18 protein-coding genes and 1 tRNA gene are annotated in these 17,108 nt (G+C 71.0%); 7 read left to right on the top strand and 12 right to left on the bottom strand.

Annotation, left to right across the window (positions count from 1 at the left end):
• Positions 1-40: 40 nt before the first annotated feature.
• The 3 genes from ACFWPQ_RS00700 to ACFWPQ_RS00690 form a co-directional block, all read right to left on the bottom strand.
• The gene (locus tag ACFWPQ_RS00700) at positions 41-898 is read right to left on the bottom strand and encodes an alpha/beta fold hydrolase (protein ID WP_384028470.1); all 858 of its coding nucleotides are present in this window, start codon (positions 896-898) and stop codon (positions 41-43) included.
• Positions 882-1,148, bottom strand: coding sequence for an acyl carrier protein (locus ACFWPQ_RS00695; protein ID WP_384028468.1), 267 nt, complete (start codon positions 1,146-1,148; stop codon positions 882-884). The genes ACFWPQ_RS00700 and ACFWPQ_RS00695 overlap by 17 nt, the downstream gene beginning before the upstream one ends.
• Before the next feature lie 379 nt (positions 1,149-1,527).
• Positions 1,528-2,349: an AraC family transcriptional regulator gene (locus ACFWPQ_RS00690; RefSeq protein WP_384028466.1), complete on the bottom strand. Its 822-nt coding sequence runs from the start codon at positions 2,347-2,349 to the stop codon at positions 1,528-1,530.
• A 211-nt stretch (positions 2,350-2,560) separates the two neighbouring features.
• Between ACFWPQ_RS00690 and ACFWPQ_RS00685 the strand changes: the two genes are divergently transcribed.
• Positions 2,561-3,352, top strand: coding sequence for an IclR family transcriptional regulator (locus tag ACFWPQ_RS00685; protein WP_384028464.1), 792 nt, complete (start codon positions 2,561-2,563; stop codon positions 3,350-3,352).
• 51 nt (positions 3,353-3,403) lie between these two features.
• Here the strand turns inward: ACFWPQ_RS00685 and ACFWPQ_RS00680 are convergent, their stop codons facing one another.
• Both ACFWPQ_RS00680 and ACFWPQ_RS00675 read right to left on the bottom strand, forming a co-directional pair.
• Positions 3,404-3,796: an SCO5389 family protein gene (locus tag ACFWPQ_RS00680; protein ID WP_384028462.1), complete on the bottom strand. Its 393-nt coding sequence runs from the start codon at positions 3,794-3,796 to the stop codon at positions 3,404-3,406.
• 61 nt (positions 3,797-3,857) lie between these two features.
• Complete coding sequence (locus tag ACFWPQ_RS00675) at positions 3,858-4,817, bottom strand: ATP-binding protein (RefSeq protein ID WP_384028460.1); 960 nt, start codon at positions 4,815-4,817, stop codon at positions 3,858-3,860.
• A 176-nt stretch (positions 4,818-4,993) separates the two neighbouring features.
• Between ACFWPQ_RS00675 and ACFWPQ_RS00670 the strand changes: the two genes are divergently transcribed.
• Positions 4,994-6,469, top strand: a complete 1,476-nt coding sequence (locus tag ACFWPQ_RS00670; RefSeq protein WP_384028458.1) for a purine-cytosine permease family protein — start codon at positions 4,994-4,996, stop codon at positions 6,467-6,469.
• On the top strand, positions 6,466-7,011 hold the full coding sequence (locus tag ACFWPQ_RS00665; protein WP_384028456.1) for a cysteine hydrolase family protein: 546 nt from the start codon (positions 6,466-6,468) through the stop codon (positions 7,009-7,011). The genes ACFWPQ_RS00670 and ACFWPQ_RS00665 overlap by 4 nt, the downstream gene beginning before the upstream one ends.
• 141 nt (positions 7,012-7,152) lie before the next feature.
• Here the strand turns inward: ACFWPQ_RS00665 and ACFWPQ_RS00660 are convergent, their stop codons facing one another.
• Positions 7,153-8,568: a family 2B encapsulin nanocompartment shell protein gene (locus ACFWPQ_RS00660; RefSeq protein WP_384028454.1), complete on the bottom strand. Its 1,416-nt coding sequence runs from the start codon at positions 8,566-8,568 to the stop codon at positions 7,153-7,155.
• Positions 8,569-8,882: 314 nt separating this feature from the next.
• On the opposite strand from ACFWPQ_RS00660, the gene ACFWPQ_RS00655 reads away from it, so the two are divergent.
• The 4 genes from ACFWPQ_RS00655 (at position 8,883) to ACFWPQ_RS00640 (ending at position 11,680) form a co-directional block, all read left to right on the top strand.
• Entirely contained in the window at positions 8,883-9,284 is a 402-nt protein-coding gene (locus ACFWPQ_RS00655) for an SseB family protein (RefSeq protein WP_384028452.1), read from the top strand.
• 50 nt (positions 9,285-9,334) lie between these two features.
• On the top strand, positions 9,335-10,447 hold the full coding sequence (locus ACFWPQ_RS00650; RefSeq protein ID WP_384028450.1) for a hypothetical protein: 1,113 nt from the start codon (positions 9,335-9,337) through the stop codon (positions 10,445-10,447).
• Positions 10,448-10,509: 62 nt separating this feature from the next.
• On the top strand, positions 10,510-11,400 hold the full coding sequence (pqqB, locus tag ACFWPQ_RS00645) for a pyrroloquinoline quinone biosynthesis protein PqqB (RefSeq protein ID WP_384028448.1): 891 nt from the start codon (positions 10,510-10,512) through the stop codon (positions 11,398-11,400).
• A 194-nt stretch (positions 11,401-11,594) separates the two neighbouring features.
• Positions 11,595-11,680: transfer RNA gene (locus tag ACFWPQ_RS00640), tRNA-Arg, on the top strand.
• A 47-nt stretch (positions 11,681-11,727) separates the two neighbouring features.
• On the opposite strand, the gene ACFWPQ_RS00635 is transcribed toward ACFWPQ_RS00640, so the two are convergent.
• The 6 genes from ACFWPQ_RS00635 to ACFWPQ_RS00610 all read right to left on the bottom strand — a co-directional run bounded on the left by ACFWPQ_RS00635 (position 11,728) and on the right by ACFWPQ_RS00610 (position 16,957).
• Positions 11,728-12,126: a MarR family transcriptional regulator gene (locus ACFWPQ_RS00635; protein ID WP_361282148.1), complete on the bottom strand. Its 399-nt coding sequence runs from the start codon at positions 12,124-12,126 to the stop codon at positions 11,728-11,730.
• Positions 12,127-12,199: 73 nt separating this feature from the next.
• Positions 12,200-12,550, bottom strand: coding sequence for a VOC family protein (locus ACFWPQ_RS00630; RefSeq protein ID WP_384028446.1), 351 nt, complete (start codon positions 12,548-12,550; stop codon positions 12,200-12,202).
• Positions 12,551-12,781: 231 nt separating this feature from the next.
• On the bottom strand, positions 12,782-13,816 hold the full coding sequence (locus ACFWPQ_RS00625) for a LacI family DNA-binding transcriptional regulator (RefSeq protein ID WP_384028444.1): 1,035 nt from the start codon (positions 13,814-13,816) through the stop codon (positions 12,782-12,784).
• On the bottom strand, positions 13,813-14,718 hold the full coding sequence (locus ACFWPQ_RS00620; protein ID WP_384028442.1) for a carbohydrate ABC transporter permease: 906 nt from the start codon (positions 14,716-14,718) through the stop codon (positions 13,813-13,815). The genes ACFWPQ_RS00625 and ACFWPQ_RS00620 overlap by 4 nt, the downstream gene beginning before the upstream one ends.
• Positions 14,715-15,641, bottom strand: coding sequence for a carbohydrate ABC transporter permease (locus ACFWPQ_RS00615; protein ID WP_384028440.1), 927 nt, complete (start codon positions 15,639-15,641; stop codon positions 14,715-14,717). The genes ACFWPQ_RS00620 and ACFWPQ_RS00615 overlap by 4 nt, the downstream gene beginning before the upstream one ends.
• Positions 15,638-16,957, bottom strand: coding sequence for an ABC transporter substrate-binding protein (locus ACFWPQ_RS00610; protein WP_384028438.1), 1,320 nt, complete (start codon positions 16,955-16,957; stop codon positions 15,638-15,640). The genes ACFWPQ_RS00615 and ACFWPQ_RS00610 overlap by 4 nt, the downstream gene beginning before the upstream one ends.
• Positions 16,958-17,108: the final 151 nt, after the last annotated feature.

Raw genomic sequence — 17,108 nt, 5'->3', positions numbered from 1 at the left:
TGAAGGTGACACGCGCAAATGGGGGAAGAAGAAAAGGGAGTTACGCGGCGTGCAGCAGCGGTGCGAGCACGGCGAGCGCGTCGGGGCGGGCGAGCATCGTGTAGTGGTCGCCCGGGCAGGGGCGCACGGTCAGCCCGTGCGCGGCGAGGGACTCCCAGCCGAGGGACGCGTCCTCGGGGAGCAGCCCGCGCTCGGCCTTGACCAGCACCAGCGGGAGCGGTGCGGGTCCGGGCCGGTACGGCGCGGTGAGCCGGTTGTTGCGCAGCAGACCGTCGACGTACGTGTCGTAGAGCTTGCGCAGTCCGGGCAGCGGGGTGTCCGCGGCCAGTGCCCCGGCCGCGACGGCCGCGTCGAGCACCAGGGGGAGCCCCTCGTCGGTGCCGCGCCCGGCGAGCGCCGCCGGGTCGACGATGACGGCACGGTCGCGCTTCGCGCCCAGGTACATGGCGAACCAGCCGAGGAGCAGGGCGGGTTCGAGCGCGTTGTCGGGCTGCTTGTACGCGTCGACGGGCGCGATGCTGTCGAGCAGGACCAGGGACCGGGGGAGCCGGCCGGCGGGCAGCGTGCGGGTCATGGCGTGGGCGAGGACCCCGCCGAAGGACCAGCCCGCCAGGGTGTACGGGCCCTGCTCCGGCTCCAGGTGCGCGGCCAGGCCGTCGGTCAGGTCCTGCACGGTGGTAGCTGCCCGGCCGCCGTTCAGCGCGGCCTGCGCGTACTCGGCGACGCCCGACAGGTCGAGCACGGTCAGGCCGTCGCCCTCCGGCAGGGCGTCCGCCAGCCCCCGGTAGACCTGGGCCGCGAGCGCGCCGGGGTGCACCACGTACACCGTCCGGCCGCCGGGCGCGGCCTGCCGGAACGGGCGGACGACCGGCGGTGTCAGCTCACGCGGCGGCCGCACGCTGGGTACTCTCCTCCGCGATGTAGGCGGCCAGGTCCTTGACGGTCGGGTGGTACCACAGCGTCGTGGTGCTCAGCTCGAAACCGAGCCAGTTCTCCATCTCACCGGCGAGGATGAGCGCCTCGGTGGAGTCGAGGTCCAGTTCGTCGAAGTACACCTCGCGGGAGACCTCGTCGTCTGCCACGCCCAGGCGGTGTGCGATCTTCCCGATGAGCCAGTCCTCGGCCTCACGAGCGGTCACTGCGGCCATGATGGTCGTCCTTCCCTGAGGGTGGTGGGGCGCGGGGGCAATGGGCACACGTCTGCCATAGACGGCCGTAAAGCCCGCGGAATCGTCGGGCGCGTAACATTTCCCGGAACGCCTTCGGGCACTGCGAATTACTTGTCAGTAAGCCTTCGGCGAGCTCCGGTTCGGTGGGGTGCTGCGTCGCGTGGGCGGGGGTGCGGTCCCGCGAGCCCGGCGAAGACTTCGGAGTGGCCGCCCGAAGCACGCAGGCCACAGTCTTGCCAGCTATCGGAATCCTGAACAACAGCTCTTCCAGAGAGTGGAAAGAAATCCGGGTTGACAGGCGTCTACCTGGTGGCGGATTAAGTGACTGGAAGGTGAAATGCCGCTTCGTGACGGCACCTTACGGTTGACTGCGGGCCTTTGCCTCACGACGGAACGCACCCGGTGTCATATCCACCCGCCGGGTGAAGAACTTCCCGAAATTGGTCACCTCGGAGAAGCCGAGCTGCCGGGCGATGGCGCTGATCGGCAGGTCCGTGTGGACCAGGAGCCGGCGGGCCTCCAGCGCGACCCGGGCGTCGATCAGGTCCTTCGTGGAGGTGCCGGCGAAGGCGCGGCAGGCCCGGGCCAGGGCGCGGGGACTGCAGTTCAGGGCGTCCGCGTAGTCCTCGACCAGCCGGGTGGAGCTGTAGGAACGGTCCAGTTCGCGGCGGAATCGCGTGAACAGCTCGCCGGCCTCCCCGCTCGGGGCGCCGTCCTCGCCGTCCGCGTGACGGTGGCGGCAGACCTGGTCGACATGGAGCAGGACGACGGCCAGCAGATGCTTCAGCAATTCCTCGCCGAGGCCCCGGTCGGGCCGCTCGAACTCTTCCTGAAGGAGACTCAGAACACGTCGTAAAGGCGGGAGTTCGTGATCGGTGAGCACCCAGTGCGAGGGACGCAGCACATCGTCGAGCATCCCCATCCGGGGGCTCATCTGGAGCGGGAACGACTCGGTGAACATGATGATGTCGCCGTCCAGCCCGGGGTCGCAGAAGGCCTGCACCACCTGATTGGGCCGGGTCCACAGCAGCGTGCCCGGGCTGGAGCGGAAGCGGGTGGAGTCCACGCTGTACGCCCCCGATCCCTGTGTGATCAGCACGATCTGGTGGAAGGCCAGCCGGTGCGGGCCGGCGAGCAGGTCCGGGGGAACCTCGGCGTGCAGTGCGCGCACGGTCGTCATCGCGATACCGAGGCCCGGGCGGCCGACAGGGGTGTACCGGATGACGGGGATCGGTAACGATGCGAAATCAACCATGAACGTTCCGGAATCGACCTTTCGCTGGCCACTTGACGCTTCAATGATAGAGGCGGCCGCCCGATGTCAGATCACCCTTGGTGCACGCAGGAGTCAGCGAGCACCCACGACGTGAAGGTGAAGGGAACTGATCGGGATGACCACTCCCCACTCCGCCGTACCGGAGCGCTCGGTCGTCGACCGGACGCTCAGCATCCTCGGCGCCTTCGACAAGGACAACCGGACCCTGTCGCTGAGCGACATCAGCCGCAGGGCCGGGCTGCCCGTCGCCACCGTTCACCGCATCGTCAACAAGCTCCAGCTCTGGGGCGCTCTCGAACGGTCCGCCGACGGCGCGTACAGCATCGGACTGCGCCTGTGGGAGACGGGCTCCCTGGCGCCGCGCGCCGCGACCCTGGCCGAGCGTGCACTGCCGCACCTGGTCACCCTGCAGTCGCAGTCCTCGGCCGCCGCCATCCTCGCGATCCGGGACGGAGCCGAGGGCGTCTGCCTCGGCTTCGTCTCCTGCGACGCGGAGTTCTCCGGCCGCTGGGGCGACACCGGCCGGCGCCTGCCACTGCACGCCACCGCGGTCGGCCTGGTCCTGCTCGCCCACGCGAGCGAATCCGTACGGAAGGAGGTGTGCGCCGGTCCGCTGAAGGCCTACACGCCGAACACCGTCACCGACGGCGCCCTGCTGGAGCGCTCCCTGACGAAGGTGCGCCGTGAGGGGCACGCCGTCATGCGCGGCACGCTCACCGAGGAGCGCGACGGCTTCGGGATGGCGGTGCGCGACTCCCGCGGGGCCGTGATAGCCGCCGTGGGCGTGTTCGGTCGAGTCGAGGCCGTCCAGCCGCTCAGACTCGCCCCGCAGGTCCGGGCGGCGGCCGACGCGGTCTCCCGGAGCCTGCGGGCCGACGGATTCCGCGCCGCCGAGGTCGGTGCGTGAAGCGGTGCACCGCGCTGCCGGGCGGCCTTCGTGGGGCCGCCCGGCGGGACCTCAGCAGTCGCGGAACTCCGGCGACTGGTTGAGGATCTGCGCGCGCGTCGAGGTGAAGCGGGTGTGCGTCTCGCCGCCCCGCGCGCCGGGCGGGAACACCGCGACCCGGTGGCAGTTCTGGAAGGCGAGGGCCACCCCGAAGTGCCGTTCCAGGCTGCCCCGGATCGCGTCGGAGGACAGCGCCCGCAGCAGCTGTCCGCGCTCCCGCTCCGAGGGCGGCGGGGTCCGGTTGTCGGCGAACTCGGCGGTGCCACCGCGGAGTTCGGCGGCCAGCCGGGCGACGAGTTCGTACGCGTACGGCAGTGAGGTACGGACGGTTGCGATGAAGTCCTCCTCCCGCACCGCGCCGTTCTCGGCTTCGGCGAGGAGCTGTGGGGAGACGTCGAGCGACATGTGACGGTGTCCTGTTCTCTGAGGATGAGTTGCTGAAAGAGGGAGAGAGCGGATCGGTGTCTCAGGCGAAGGCGGGCAGTGCCGCCGGGCCGTGCCGGAAGTCCGGATCGACCTGGGCGGCCAGGTCCTGGCCCGTCGCCGCGTCGGCCCAGGCGGCGGCGTTGCGCAGATGGAACTCCACGGCGTGCCGCTGGAAGGCGTCCCAGTCCTTGTGGCGCGCGTCCACCGCGGCCCGCAGCCGGTCCAGGGCCCGGGAGTTGTGCGGCTCCAGCGCACCGCTGCCACGCCCCTGTTCCTGGGCGCGGACGTGCGGCGACAGCTCGCAGTGGGCCAGCAGGTCCGCGCCCACCCGCTCGCGCAGGAAGGCGAGGTCGTCGGCGCCGGTCACCTTGTTGCCGACCACGGCGACCGGAATCCCGAACTCTGCCGCGTGGTCCCGGTACTGGTGGTACACGGACAGGCTCTTTCGGGTCGGTTCGACCACCAGGAAGGTCATGTCGAAGCGGGTGAAGAGACCGGAGGCGAAGGCGTCGGCGCCCGCGGTCATGTCGACGACCACGTACTCGCCGGGGCCGTCCACCAGGTGGTTGAGGTAGAGCTCCACCGCGCCGAGTTTGGAGTGGTAGCAGGACACCCCGAGGTCGCTCCCGGCGAACGCCCCGGTGACCATCAGCGGCACCCCGCCGACCTCCTGGACGTGACGGGAGTGCACCTCGTCGTCGCCCAGCAGCCTCAGCAGCCGCGAGCCGTGCCCCGGCGGTGTCGTCTTGACCATGGCCTCCCGGGACGCGATCCGGGGGTTGGTGCCGCGCAGGTAGTCCTTGATCTCACCGGCCCGTGCGCTCAGCGGCGGCGCCGCGAACAGTTCGTCCTCGGCCAGGCCGAGGGCATGGGCCAGGTGCTGGTTGATGTCACCGTCGATCGCGACGACGGGTGCGCCGGACCGTGCCAGGTGACGGGTGAAGAGGGCCGACAGCGTCGTCTTGCCGCTGCCGCCCTTGCCGACGAAGGCGACTCGCATGGCTAGCCGCCCCACTTGTTGAAAATGGATTTCATGAGCACAGATTGGAGTGGATCATGGGAGGTGTCAAATCGGAGTGGGCCGGCTGCGCCGGTCCCGGCTGATCGTTTGTCCTTGACCCCCTGCCTGCGGCCGACCTAGCCTCCAGCCAACACACCTGGACAGATGGGCCGACGATGGCGGACACACGGGAACCAGGCAGGCAGCTCCAGGTCGAGACCCACGGGCTCGACGTGATCGGCGACGCCGACCGCAAGGGCACCCCGCGCACCCTCTTCTGGCCCTGGTTCGGCGCGAACGTCTCCGTCCTCGGGATGAGTTACGGCGCCTTCGCGCTCGGCTTCGGCATCTCCTTCTGGCAGGCGCTCGCCGCCGGCGTCCTCGGCATCCTCGTCTCCTTCCTGCTCTGCGGCTTCATCGCGGTCGCCGGGAAGCGGGGCTCGGCGCCGACCATGGTGCTCAGCCGGGCCGCGTACGGAGTCCGGGGCAACCGGCTGCCGTCGGTCGTCTCCTGGGTGCTCACCGTCGGCTGGGAGACCGTCCTGATCGCCCTCGCCACCATGGCCACCGCGACCGTCTTCACCCGGCTCGGCTGGGGCGGCGGCACCGAGACCGAGGTGGTCGCGCTGATCGTGGTCTGCGCGCTGACCGTGGTCGGCGGGGTGATGGGCTTCGACCTGATCATGCGGCTGCAGACCGTGATCACGGTGGTGACCGGCGTCCTCACCGTCGTCTACGTCGTCCTCGTCGCCGACCACATCCACTGGGCGGCGGTGAGCGCGATCCCGTCCGGCTCCGCCCAGGAGTTCATCGGCGCGCTGGTGTTCATGATGACCGGCTTCGGGCTCGGCTGGGTCAACGCGGCCGCCGACTACTCGCGTTACCTGCCGCGCGGCTCCTCCGGCCGGGGCGTGATCGGCTGGACCACCTTCGGCGGCTCCGTCGCCCCGCTCCTCCTGCTGGTCTTCGGCCTGCTGCTGGCGGGCTCCTCCGAGACCCTGAACAAGGCGATCGCGGCCGATCCCATCGGCGCGCTGACCACCATCCTCCCCACCTGGTTCCTGGTCCCCTTCGCCGTCGTCGCCGTCCTCGGCCTGGTCGGCGGCGCGGTCCTGGACATCTACTCCTCGGGGCTGGCCCTCCTCTCCGCCGGTCTGCCCGTGCCCCGCTATCTCGCCGCCCTGGTCGACGGCGTCCTGATGATCGCCGGCGCGGTCTACATCGTCTTCTTCGCCGACGACTTCCTCGGCCAGTTCATGGGCTTCCTCACCACCCTCGGCGTGCCGATCTCCGCCTGGTGCGGGATCATGCTCGCCGACCTGGGGCTGCGCCGCCGCGACTACGACGAGACCGACCTCTACCGCCCCGCCGGCCGCTACGGCGACGTCCCCCTCCTGCCCCTGCTCCTCACCGTGGCCGCCACCGCCCTCGGCTGGGGCCTGGTCACCAACACCGCCGCGAGCTGGCTGACCTGGCAGGGCTATCTGCTGGACCCGTTCGGCCTCGGCGGCAAGTCCGGCGCCTGGGCGTACGCCAACCTCGGCGTCCTGGCCGCCCTGGCACTCGGCTTCCTCGGCACCCTGGCCCTGGGCCGCGCCCGGGTCCGGACCCAGGAGAACCTGCCGGCCACCGCCCCGGCGACGACCGTATGACCACCTCGCCCGGTCTCTTGGCCGTCATCGACATGCAGCACGTCTTCGCCGACCCCGCGAGCCCCTGGGCCGCCCCGCGCTACGCCGAGGCGGCGGCGGGCGTACGACGCCTGCTCCCGGCGTTCGTGAACCGCACGGTCTTCACCCGCTTCGTCGCCCCCGCACACCCCACCGGAGCCTGGCAGGCCTACTACGAGCAGTGGCCCTTCGCGCTCCAGCCCCCGGACGCCGAACTCTGGCGCCTGACGGACGACTTCGCACGGCAGGGCGAAGTCGTCCTCGACGCCCCGACGTTCGGCAAGTGGACCCCCGAACTCGCCGCCCTGGCCGCCCCGCACGGTCGCCTGGCCCTGGCCGGCGTCAGCACCGACTGCTGCGTCCTGTCCACCGCCCTCCCGGCCGCCGACGCCGGCATCGAGGTACTGGTCGCCGCGGACGCGTGCGCTGGCGCGGACGACGACTCCCACGCGAAGGCGCTGCACATCCTGGACCTGTACCGCCCGCTGATCCGGGTGACGACGACCGCCGAACTGCTGGGCTGAGCGCGCCGAATGAAGTCAACCGCGCTGCTGCAGCGCCCCGTAAGGGGCGCGGCGAACTGCGCGACCAGCCACGACGGCGCCCCGGACGACCGACGACGCGGCCCCCCAGCGGAGCGCCTGGCGGAGCGCCTGGCGGAGCGCCTAGCCCCAGCGGGACACCTCCACGTTCTCCAGGATGCCGAGGGCGTCCGGGACCAGGACGGCGGCCGAGTAGTAGGCGGTGACCAGGTAGGAGGCGACGGCCTGTTCGTTGATCCCCATGAAACGGACGTTCAGGCCCGGCTCCTTCTCGTCCGGCAGGCCCGTCTGGAGGAGGCCGATCACGCCCTGGTTCTGCTCACCGGCCCGCAGCGCGATGATGGACGAGGTGCGGGCCGCGGTGACCGGGATCTTCCCGCAGGGCAGCAGCGGGACGCCCCGCCAGGCCGGGAGATGGTGGCCGCCGAGCTCGACGCTCCCGAAGTACAGGCCGCGACTGTTGCACTCCCGGCCGAACGCGGCGATCGCCCGGGGGTGGGCGAACAGGTGCGTGGTGTCGCGCCGCATGGCGAGGAGTTCGTCGAGGTCGTCGGGGGTGGGCGGGCCCGCGTGGGTGGAGATCCGCTGGCCGTGGTCGGCGTTGTGCAGCAGGCCGAAGTCCCGGTTGTTGACCAGCTCGTGCTCCTGGCGCTCCCGCAACACCTGCACGGTGAGCTTCAGCTGGTGCTCGGTCTGGTCCATCGGCCGGCTGTAGAGGTCGGCCACCCGGGTGTGGACGCGCAACACGGTCTGGGCGACGCTCAGTTCGTACTCGCGCGGCGCCGGCTCGTAGTCCACGAAGGTGTGCGGGATGTCCGGCTCGCCGGCGTGGCCCGCACTGAGCGCGATCCCGGCCTCCCCGAAGACGTTCGTCTCCCGGTGCCCGTCCAGCCCCGCCAGCTCGACGTGCGCCCGCAGATCGGCGTGCCGGTCCGCCACCTCCAGGTACGCCGTGTGCGGCAACGCCAGCACGGTGGTGGCCGTCGCCGCGCGGGCCGTGAACTCCCAGCCGCCGTCGAGTCCGGCGAGCACATGGCCGCCGAAGGTGTCGCCGTCCGCGAGGAGCCCGACGACCGCCTCGTCGCCGTAGGGACCCGACCCGACCTGCTCCACCTTGCCGTGCGCGATCAGATACACATGGTCGGCCGGGCGGCCGGCCGCCGCGATCACCTGCCCCGGCTCGTACTCCCGCTGCTCGAACCGGGCCGCCAGCGCCTGCAGCGCGATGCCGTCCTCGAACCCGCGCAGCAACGGCAGTTCGCCCAGCTCGGCGGGGATCACCGCGACCTGCGCGCCGGTCTGCACGAAGGTCACCCGGCCGTCGCCGACCCGGTAGGAGAGTCTGCGGTTGACGCGGTAGGTGCCGCCGGGCACGTCCACCCACGGCAGCGTTCGCGTCAGCCACCGGGAGCTGATCTCCTGCATCTGGGGTGCGGACTTGGTCGTCGTGGTGAGATTCCGCGCCGCGGCGGTACCGAGGCTCTGCTGCTCCCGCTCCTCGGCGCCCGCCCCGGGCGTCGTACCGGTATCGACCGACATCGCATTCCTTCTCTCGTGTCGCAGGGGTGACGGTTCGGACACACACCGTCACCTTCCGCGGCTACCCCTACCCCGGTGCCCGCGCCACGAGTGATGCCGGGGGACGGAGCGCGAGGCACGTGCCGCCGGGAACTGCCTCCGCACCACCCCTCACTCCGCCCCGCACCACCCCTCGCCGAAGGCCCTGTCGGTCCTGGCGAAGGTCCTGCCGGTACCGGCGCATGCCCCGGCCCCGACCGGGTACGCGTGCCGTGGCCGCCCGGCACCCTGCCGGACCCGCGGCCCGTACCACCACCGCTACCTGGGGATCTGCCATGGAGACACCCGCACACGACGACTTCCCGACGCCGGCCCAGCAGGCGCTCGACACGCTGGCCATGAACGCCGAGGACCCCGCCGCGCTGGACACCCTGGCCCACAGCGACGTGCTGGTCCCGGTGCCGGACGACGCCGCGGAGACAGCCGACCCCGCGATGATCGCCCTGCCCGTCCTGGAACGCCCCGACGGCGACCCCGTCGTCCCCGTGTTCACCTCGGAGGGGGAGCTGACCGGGCTGCTGCCGACGGTCTCCCGCTACCGCGTGGTGCCGCTCGGCGCGCTCGCCTCGCAGTGGCCCGAGGACAACCTCTCGCTCGCCATAGACGGCAGCTCGGCGCACGCGCTGACGCTCACCTCGGAGGGAGTGCGCACCCTGCTGGCCCGGCCGGCGGGCTGAACGAAGGGCTCCGGTCACCGGGAGGCCGCCGTCCGGGCCAGAATGGCGCCATGGAATGGATCTCCGGGGTGGCCGGGGCACTGGTACTGATCCTGGTCCTGCGCAGCATCCTGCGCACGCTGGTGGTCCCCCGGGGCCTGTACTCCGTGCTGGTGTACCGGCTCTGGTGGGGCCTGCGCCGCGTGCTCTGCTTCACCGCGCACCGCGGCGGCTACCGGGCGATCGACCGCGCACAGACCTGGCTCGCCCCGCTCATGCTGGTCGGCATGCTGGCCGCCTGGCTCGGCGGGGCGTTCCTCGGCTTCGGCCTGCTGCTGTACGCGTTCTCCCCGCTGTCCTGGAGCATCGCGTTCCGGGAGGCCGGCTCCAGCCTGTTCACCCTCGGGTTCGCCAGCGGCGCCCGGCTGCGGCTGTCCGCGCTCGACTTCGTGGCCGCCGCCACCGGTCCCGTCGTCATCGCGCTCCAGATCGCCTACCTGCCCACGCTGTACGCCGCCTACAACCGCCGCGAACTGGAGGTCACCCTCCTCCAGTCCCGGGCCGGCGAACCCGCCTGGGGCCCGGAGATCCTCGCCCGGCAGTGGCTGGTCGACACCGAGACCGCGCTGCCCGAGCTGTACCGGTCCTGGGAGCGGCTGGCCGCCGACATGGGGGAGAGCCACGCCACCTACCCGGTGCTGCTGGCGTTCCGCTCGCCCCGCCCCTACCGCAGCTGGCTGGTCGGTCTGATCGCCGTCATGGACGCGGCCGCCATGCAGCTGGCGCTCGCCCCGCGCACCGCCCCGCCGGAGGCCCGGCTGGTGCTGCGCGCCGGGTTCACCGCGCTCCGTGACATCGCCGCTTCCGTACGGGCGACCTTCGACACCGACCCGGCCCCGGACGCCCCCATCGAGCTGACGTACGGCGAGTTTGAGGAGGCCGTGACCATGCTGGAGAAGACCGGCTTCCACGCCGAACGCGGCACCGCGGAGGCCTGGCCGCACTTCCACGGCTGGCGGGTCAACTACGAAGCGGTCGCCTACGAGCTGTGCCGCCGCTGCGACGCCGTACCCGCGCTGTGGACCGGTGGCCGTGACTTCGCGTCGGAGCCGATCCCGCCGCTTCGCCCGGTGGACCGGCGGCCTTCCGAAGGACGGCCGGAAGTTCCCCCCTCCCGCGGGTAGCGCGGCCCGTCCTGAGGGAAGATCCCAGCAGGGGCCGGGGAGACCGAGAGGGGCGGATCGTCGTGAGGGTCGTCCTGCTGGGCACTGCCGCCGGCGGCGGATTCCCGCAATGGAACTGCGCCTGCGCGCTGTGCGCCGCCGCCCGGGACGGCAAGCTGCCGTCCCGGACCCAGGAGTGCGTCGCGCTGACCGGCAACGGCCGGGACTGGTGGCTGCTCAACGCCTCCCCGGACATCCGCGCCCAGCTCACGGCCACGGCCGCGCTGTGGCCGGGACCGGGCCCCCGGGACACCCCGGTGCGCGGCGTGCTGCTCACCGACGCCGAGGCCGACCACGTCACCGGCCTGACCGTGCTGCGCGGGGCGCCGGACCTCAAGGTGTACGCGGCCCCGCCGGTGCGGACGGTGCTGGCCCCCGCCCAGGGCGCCCTCGACCGCTACGCCCCCTGGGAGTGGGCCGACAGCCTGGCCGACGGCGGCTTCGTGCTGGCCGGCGGCCTGGTGGTCACCGCCCACCCGGTCGGCGCCAAGGTCCCGGCCTACGTCCCGGCCGCGCTCGCCGAGGCCGACGGCCGCTGGGTCACGGCGTACCGCGTCGAGGACCTGGCCACCGGGGGAGTGCTGCTCTACGCGCCCTGCGTCGGCGCGTGGAGCGACGTCCTCGACGACCTCTGCGCGGAGGCCGACTGCGTGCTGCTGGACGGCACCTTCTTCACCGCCCGCGAGATGGGCACCACGGTCCGCTCAGGGCCCCGGCAGGCGGCGATGGGCCACCTCCCGGTCTCCGGCGCGCACGGCAGCCTCGCGGCCCTGGCCCGCCATCCCCGCACCCGCCGGATCTACACCCACCTCAACAACACCAACCCCCTGGTCGACCCGACGTCCCGGGCCCGCGCCCAGGTGGCCGCGGAGGGGGTGGAGGTCCTCCCCGACGGGATCGAGTTCGCGCTCTGAGCGGCAGCGCCCCGAAGGGGCGCTGGGGGTACCCCCGGCCGGAGGCTGGGGGAGGAACTGCGCGACCGGCCACGACGATGCCGCGGACAAACGACGGCGCATCGCGGCAATTCCAGCGGAGCTCAGTGCTGCATCGGGCAACGTAATTCGCCCAGTGGCACTTGCAGGTCGCCGGTAGGCTGTTTTCGGCCGCCGCGGGCAAAGGCGAGCTGGGAAAGCCGCTTCAATCTCCGAGATTGTGACCGCAAGGTCTGAGCCGGTTCGAGTCCGGTAGCCCGCGGCGCCCCTTGCGGGGCGCGGTCCCGCAACCGGCTTCACCGAGTCGGCTCAGGCGTCCGTCCCGTCGAGCATCCGCCCCAGCACCGCCCGCTGCAGCGGCCGTACCTCGGCGTGCAGTGCGCGGCCCTTCGCGGTGAGCGCGACCCACACGCCCCGGCGGTCCTCGACGCAGACCGACCGCTCCACCAGGCCGTCCTTCTCCAGCCGTCCGATCAGCCGGGAGAGCGCGCTCTGGCTCAGGTGGACCCGGCCCACCAGGTTCTGCACCCGGCAGTGGTCACCCTCGGCCGGGGTCTCGGTGGCGAGCAGGTCGAGCACCTCGAAGTCGCTCGCGCCCAGCCCGTGCGGATGCAGCGCCCGGTCGATCTCGCACATCGTGCGCGCGTGCACCGACAGGATGTCCCGCCACTGTTCCTCGAGCCGGGCCTCGGCCGTCTTCACTGCCATACCCGCACCGTAACACCGATCAGGCCAATTGTTGAGTGCGCAACTAGTGCGGGTGCAAGCAGTCGGCCGGTCCTCAGGCCACCGGGTCCTGGAGCAGGCCCACCATGTTGCCGTCGGCGTCCTTCACCGAGGCCACCAGCCGGCCGTTGCCGACGTCCCGCGCGTCCTGGACGAGCTCCGCTCCCGCCGCCAGCAGGGCCGCCAGCCGCTCCCGCAGATCGGTGACGTGCCAGAACGGCGTCGGCCCGGTCAGCCCCTGCGCATGCCCGTTCGGGTCGAGACCGACGTCCTGCCCCGCCGCCTTGAACCCGACGTAGTACGGCTCGTCGGCATACGGCTCGACGCCCAGCAACGCGCTGAACAGCGCCTTGGCCCGCGCCGCGTCCTTGACGGGGTAGATGATCGTCTGCACGCCTTCGCTCATGGCGATCTCACTCCTCGCGATAAGGGATCCGGCGCTTTCCGGCCGGTGATCCCACGCTAGGACGCGGCAGCCCACCGCGGCTTCTCCAATCCTGACCGCTTGCTGAAGCGCCCCCGAAGGGGCGCTGGGGGTACCCCCAGCCGAAGGCGGGGGGAGGAACTGCGCGACCAGCCCCCACACGGCCGCAGCCGCCCGACAACGCGCCCCGCCGCCCCGGATCGCGCCCGCCGCTCACGTCGAGTCGCGCCGCACCAGCTCCGTCGGCAGGATCACCGCCGCCGGGTCCTCGCCCCCTATCTGGGCGAGCAGCACGCGGACCATCTCGGTGCTGATCCGGTCCCAGGGCTGGCGGATGGTGGTGAGCGCCGGGGTCACCGCCGTGGCCGCCGGGGAGTCGTCGAAACCGCCGACAGCGATGTCATCCGGCACCCGCTTGCCGGCCCGCTGCAGCACCGCCAGCACGCCCTGCGCCATCAGGTCGGAGGCCACGAAGACGGCGTCCATGTCCGGGGCCTGCGCGAGCAGCCGCTCCGCCCCCGCCTCACCGCTCGCCTTGCTGTAGTCCCCGGACACCACGAGCGCCTCGTCGATCTCGATGCCCGCCTCGGTGAGGACCTCCTTGTACCCGGCGAGCCGCTCGACACCGCCCGGGGTGTCGAGCGGGCCGGTGATCATGCCGATCCGGCGGCGCCCCAGCGACAGCAGGTGATGGACCATGTCACGGGCGCCGTCCCGGTCGTCGGCGGCCACGTAACTCACCTTCGAGCCGAGCCCGATCGGCTTGCCGCAGGCCACCAGCGGCACGCCCGCCTCGCGCAGTTCCTGCGCGACCGGGTCACCGGAGTGACTCGACACCAGCAGCACCCCGTCGACGTGCCCGGCGGTGATGTACCGCGTGATCCGCCGCCGCTCGTCCTTCGTGCCCGCCAGCATCAGCAGCACCGGGATGTCGTGGCTCGCCAGCGCCTGCGTGCAACCGCTCAGCAGGACATTGAAGTTGGGGTCCTCGAAGAACCTCTCCTGGGGTTCGGTCAGCAGGAAGCCGACCGAGTCCGAACGCCCGGTGATCAGTGAGCGGGCGTGCCGGTTCACGACGTAACCCGTCCTGCGGATGGCGTCGTTGACCGCTTCCGCGGCGGCGGGGCTGACGTAGTGCCCGCCGTTGAGCACCCGCGAGACGGTGCCCCGTGAGACACCGGCCTCGCGCGCCACGTCATGGATCGTCGGCGGTTTGCGCCTGCCCCCCGCACTGCTGCTCATGGTCATGACTTTACGGCCCCGGACAGCAGGTCAAGGCTCCAGAAGCGCTGAATGACCAGGAAGAGCGCGATCAGCGGCAGCACGGCCAGGAACGCGCCGGTGATCACCAGGGTGTACAGGGCCGGGGTGCTGGCGCCCTGTTCCAGGAGCGTGTACAGACCGACCGTGAGCGGGAACTTCTCGTCGTCGCTGAGCATGATGTACGGCAGCAGGAAGTTGTTCCAGACGGCCACGAACTGGAACAGGAACACCGTCACCATGCCGGGGATCATCATCGGCAGTGCGATGCGCGTGAAGATCCGCCACTCGCTCGCCCCGTCCATCCGCCCGGCCTCCACCACGTCGGAGGGGACGGCCGCGGCCGCGTAGATCCGCGAGAGGTAGACGCCGTACGGGGAGAGGATCTGCGGCAGCAGCACGGACAGGTAGGAGTCCGTGAGGTTCGCCTTGGCGAGCAGCAGGTACTGCGGGATGGCGAGGATGACCGGGGGCATCAGCACGCCGGCGAGCAGCACGTTGAAGATCGTCTCGCGGGCTTTGAAGCGGTAGGTCGCCAGGGCGTAGCCGCTGAACGCCGACACGCCCGTCGAGACCACGGCACCGAGACCGGCGTACAGGGCGGAGTTGCCCATCCACTTCCAGTAGATGCCGTCGCGGTAGGCGTTGAGGTCCTTCAGGTTGTCGGCGAAGCCGGAGCCGGGCAGGAAGGTGAACGTGGAGAACAGTTCGCTGCCGGACTTGGTGGACGCGATCACCACCCAGGCCACCGGGAGGAGTGTGTAGGCCGCGCCGAGGAGGAGGGTGAGCGTCGGGATCAGGGCGATACGGCGGCGCAGTGGCGGTCCCTGGGCGGTGCCGGGCGTCGTACCGGCCGCCGGGGCGGCCTTGCGGACGGCGAGGGAACTCACTGTGCTGCCTCCTGCTTGTTGCGGCGGTTCGCGGCCCGCAGGAACCCGAAGGACAGCACCAGCGTGGCGATGGCGATCAGGGTCGCCTCGGCGGCTGCCGAGTAGATGTCACCCCGGCGGAAGGCGTCCTGGTACACCTTCATCAGGGGGCTCCAGCTCAGGTTGACGGAGTTGGTGAACGGCTTGATGGTCATCGGCTCGTTGAAGACCTGGAGCGTCGCGATGATCGAGAAGAAGAAGGTCAGCACCAGCGAGGGCGCGACCATCGGGATCTTGATCCTGAGCGCGGTCTGCAGCGGGGTGGCGCCGTCCAGCTTCGCCGCCTCGTGGACCTCGGCGGGGATGGCCCGGAGCGAGGTGTAGATGACGATCATGTTGAAGCCGGTGCCGCCCCAGACCGCGATGTTGGACAGGGCCAGGTACAGCGGGCCGCCGTCCAGCAGGTCGGGCTGCGGCAGATGCAGCTTCGCGAGCACGTAGTAGAAGGGGCTGACGTCCGGCAGGTACAGGAAGCCCCACAGCAGCGCGGCCACCACGCCGGGGATGGCGTACGGCAGGAAGATCGCGAGCCGGGTGAACGGGGCGAGGCGGACCCGCTCGGAGTCGAGCATCAGGGCGAACAGGAGGGCGAGGCCCAGCATCACCGGGACGACGATGCAGCCGTAGCCGAGGACGCGCAGCGCACCGTCGTAGAACTCGTTGTCGGTGAGGGCGTCCTTGTAGTTCTCCAGGCCGGCCCAGACCTCGCTGCGGGCGCCGGCGCCCAGGCCGAGACCGGAGACGTGCACCTTGCGGAAGCTGAGCCAGACCGCGTACCCGATGGGCAGCGCGAAGAACAGGGCGAAGAGGATCGTGGCGGGGAGAAGGAAGGCGTACGGGGCCCCCTTGACCCCGTACGACCTCCGGCTTGCGGGGCTGGTCACTGAGAGACCTCGAAGCCCTGCTTCTTCATGTCGGCCACCGTGTCGTCCTGCATCTTCTTCAGGGCGGCGGTGAAGTCCGACTTGTTCTTCGCGGCGGCGCCGAACGCGTCGTTGAAGGACGAGTAGGCGACGTTCACGTTCGGGCCCCAGGCGGAGGGCGCCGTGGTCTTCGCGATCTCGGCGGCCTTGGTGTAGAAGTCCGACTGGTTCGAGAAGTAGTCGGGCGAGCTGGCGAAGGCGCCGCTGGTCTGGGCGTTCGTGGCGGCCGGGTAGATGCCGCTCTCCTTGGCCAGCGCGTTGAGCGCCTCGCCGTCGGTGTTCAGCCAGGCCGCGAACTTGGCGGCGGCCGCCTGGTGCTTGGAGTCGGTGGTGACAGCGGTGGAGGAGCCGCCCCAGCTGCCGGTGACGTTCTCGGACGCGGACCACTGGGGGAGTGCGGCCATCGCCCACTTGCCCTTGGTGTCGGGCGCGGCGGTGGTCAGCGTGCCCGGCGCCCACACGGCGGAGACCCAGGCGATCTGCTTGCCGGTGTTCAGCGCCTTGTTCCAGGCCGGGGTGTACATCGGCTGGTTGTCGATGACGCCCTCCTTGACCAGGCCGCCCCAGAACGAGGCGACCTTCTGGGTGGCCGCGTCGTCGATGGCGACCTTCCACTTGTCACCGGAGGTGGTCCACCACTTGGCGCCGGCCTGCTGGGCGAGGCCCGCGAAGAGGCCGGAGTCGTTGGCGGAGAAGGTGGTCAGGTCGAGGTCGGGTGCCTTCTTCTTCAGCTGACGGGCGTCCTGGGCGAACTCGTCCCAGGTGGTGGGTACCTTGAGGCCGTACTTCTTGAAGAGGTCCGCGCGGTAGTAGAACATCATCGGGCCGATGTCCTGCGGCACCGCGTACACCGCGTCCGTGCCCAGCGTGACCTGCTGCCAGACCCCGTCGGCGAACTTGGACCTGGCGTCGCCGACGCTCTTCGATATGTCGGCGACCGCGTCGTTGCTGACCAGCGTGGGCAGCGCCTGGTACTCGGCCTGCACCAGGTCGGGGCCGTTCTTCGCCTTGTGCGCGGTGAGGATCTTGGTGACCAGCGTGTCGCCGGACGCCTGCTTCTTCACCGTGACGGTGATCTGCTCCTTCTTGCCCTCGCCCTTGTTCCACAGGTCCACGACCTTGTCCATACCGGGCGCCCAGGCCCAGTACGTCAGTGAGACCGGACCGGAGTCGGCCTTGCTGTCGTCGTCGGACGAGCCGCAGGCGGCGAGGGCGGTGGCGCCGAGCGAGATGGCGACGGCGGTTGTCACGAGGCGACGGCGCTTCGTGTGCGGCATGGATCTCTCCCCTGACCTGGGCCCCCGCCCGTCGCGGGGACCTGCCATGCAGATGTGTGAGCGTTCTCAGACCCGGATCATCGCCCGTCGCGAGTCCGTGTCATGCTCTGTGAGCGTTCACAGTAGAGAAACATCCCGGACACTTGTCAAT

The organism is Streptomyces sp. NPDC058464, from assembly GCF_042721035.1.
Lineage (GTDB): Bacteria > Actinomycetota > Actinomycetes > Streptomycetales > Streptomycetaceae > Streptomyces.
This window is presented reverse-complemented; position numbering and strand designations above follow the sequence as displayed.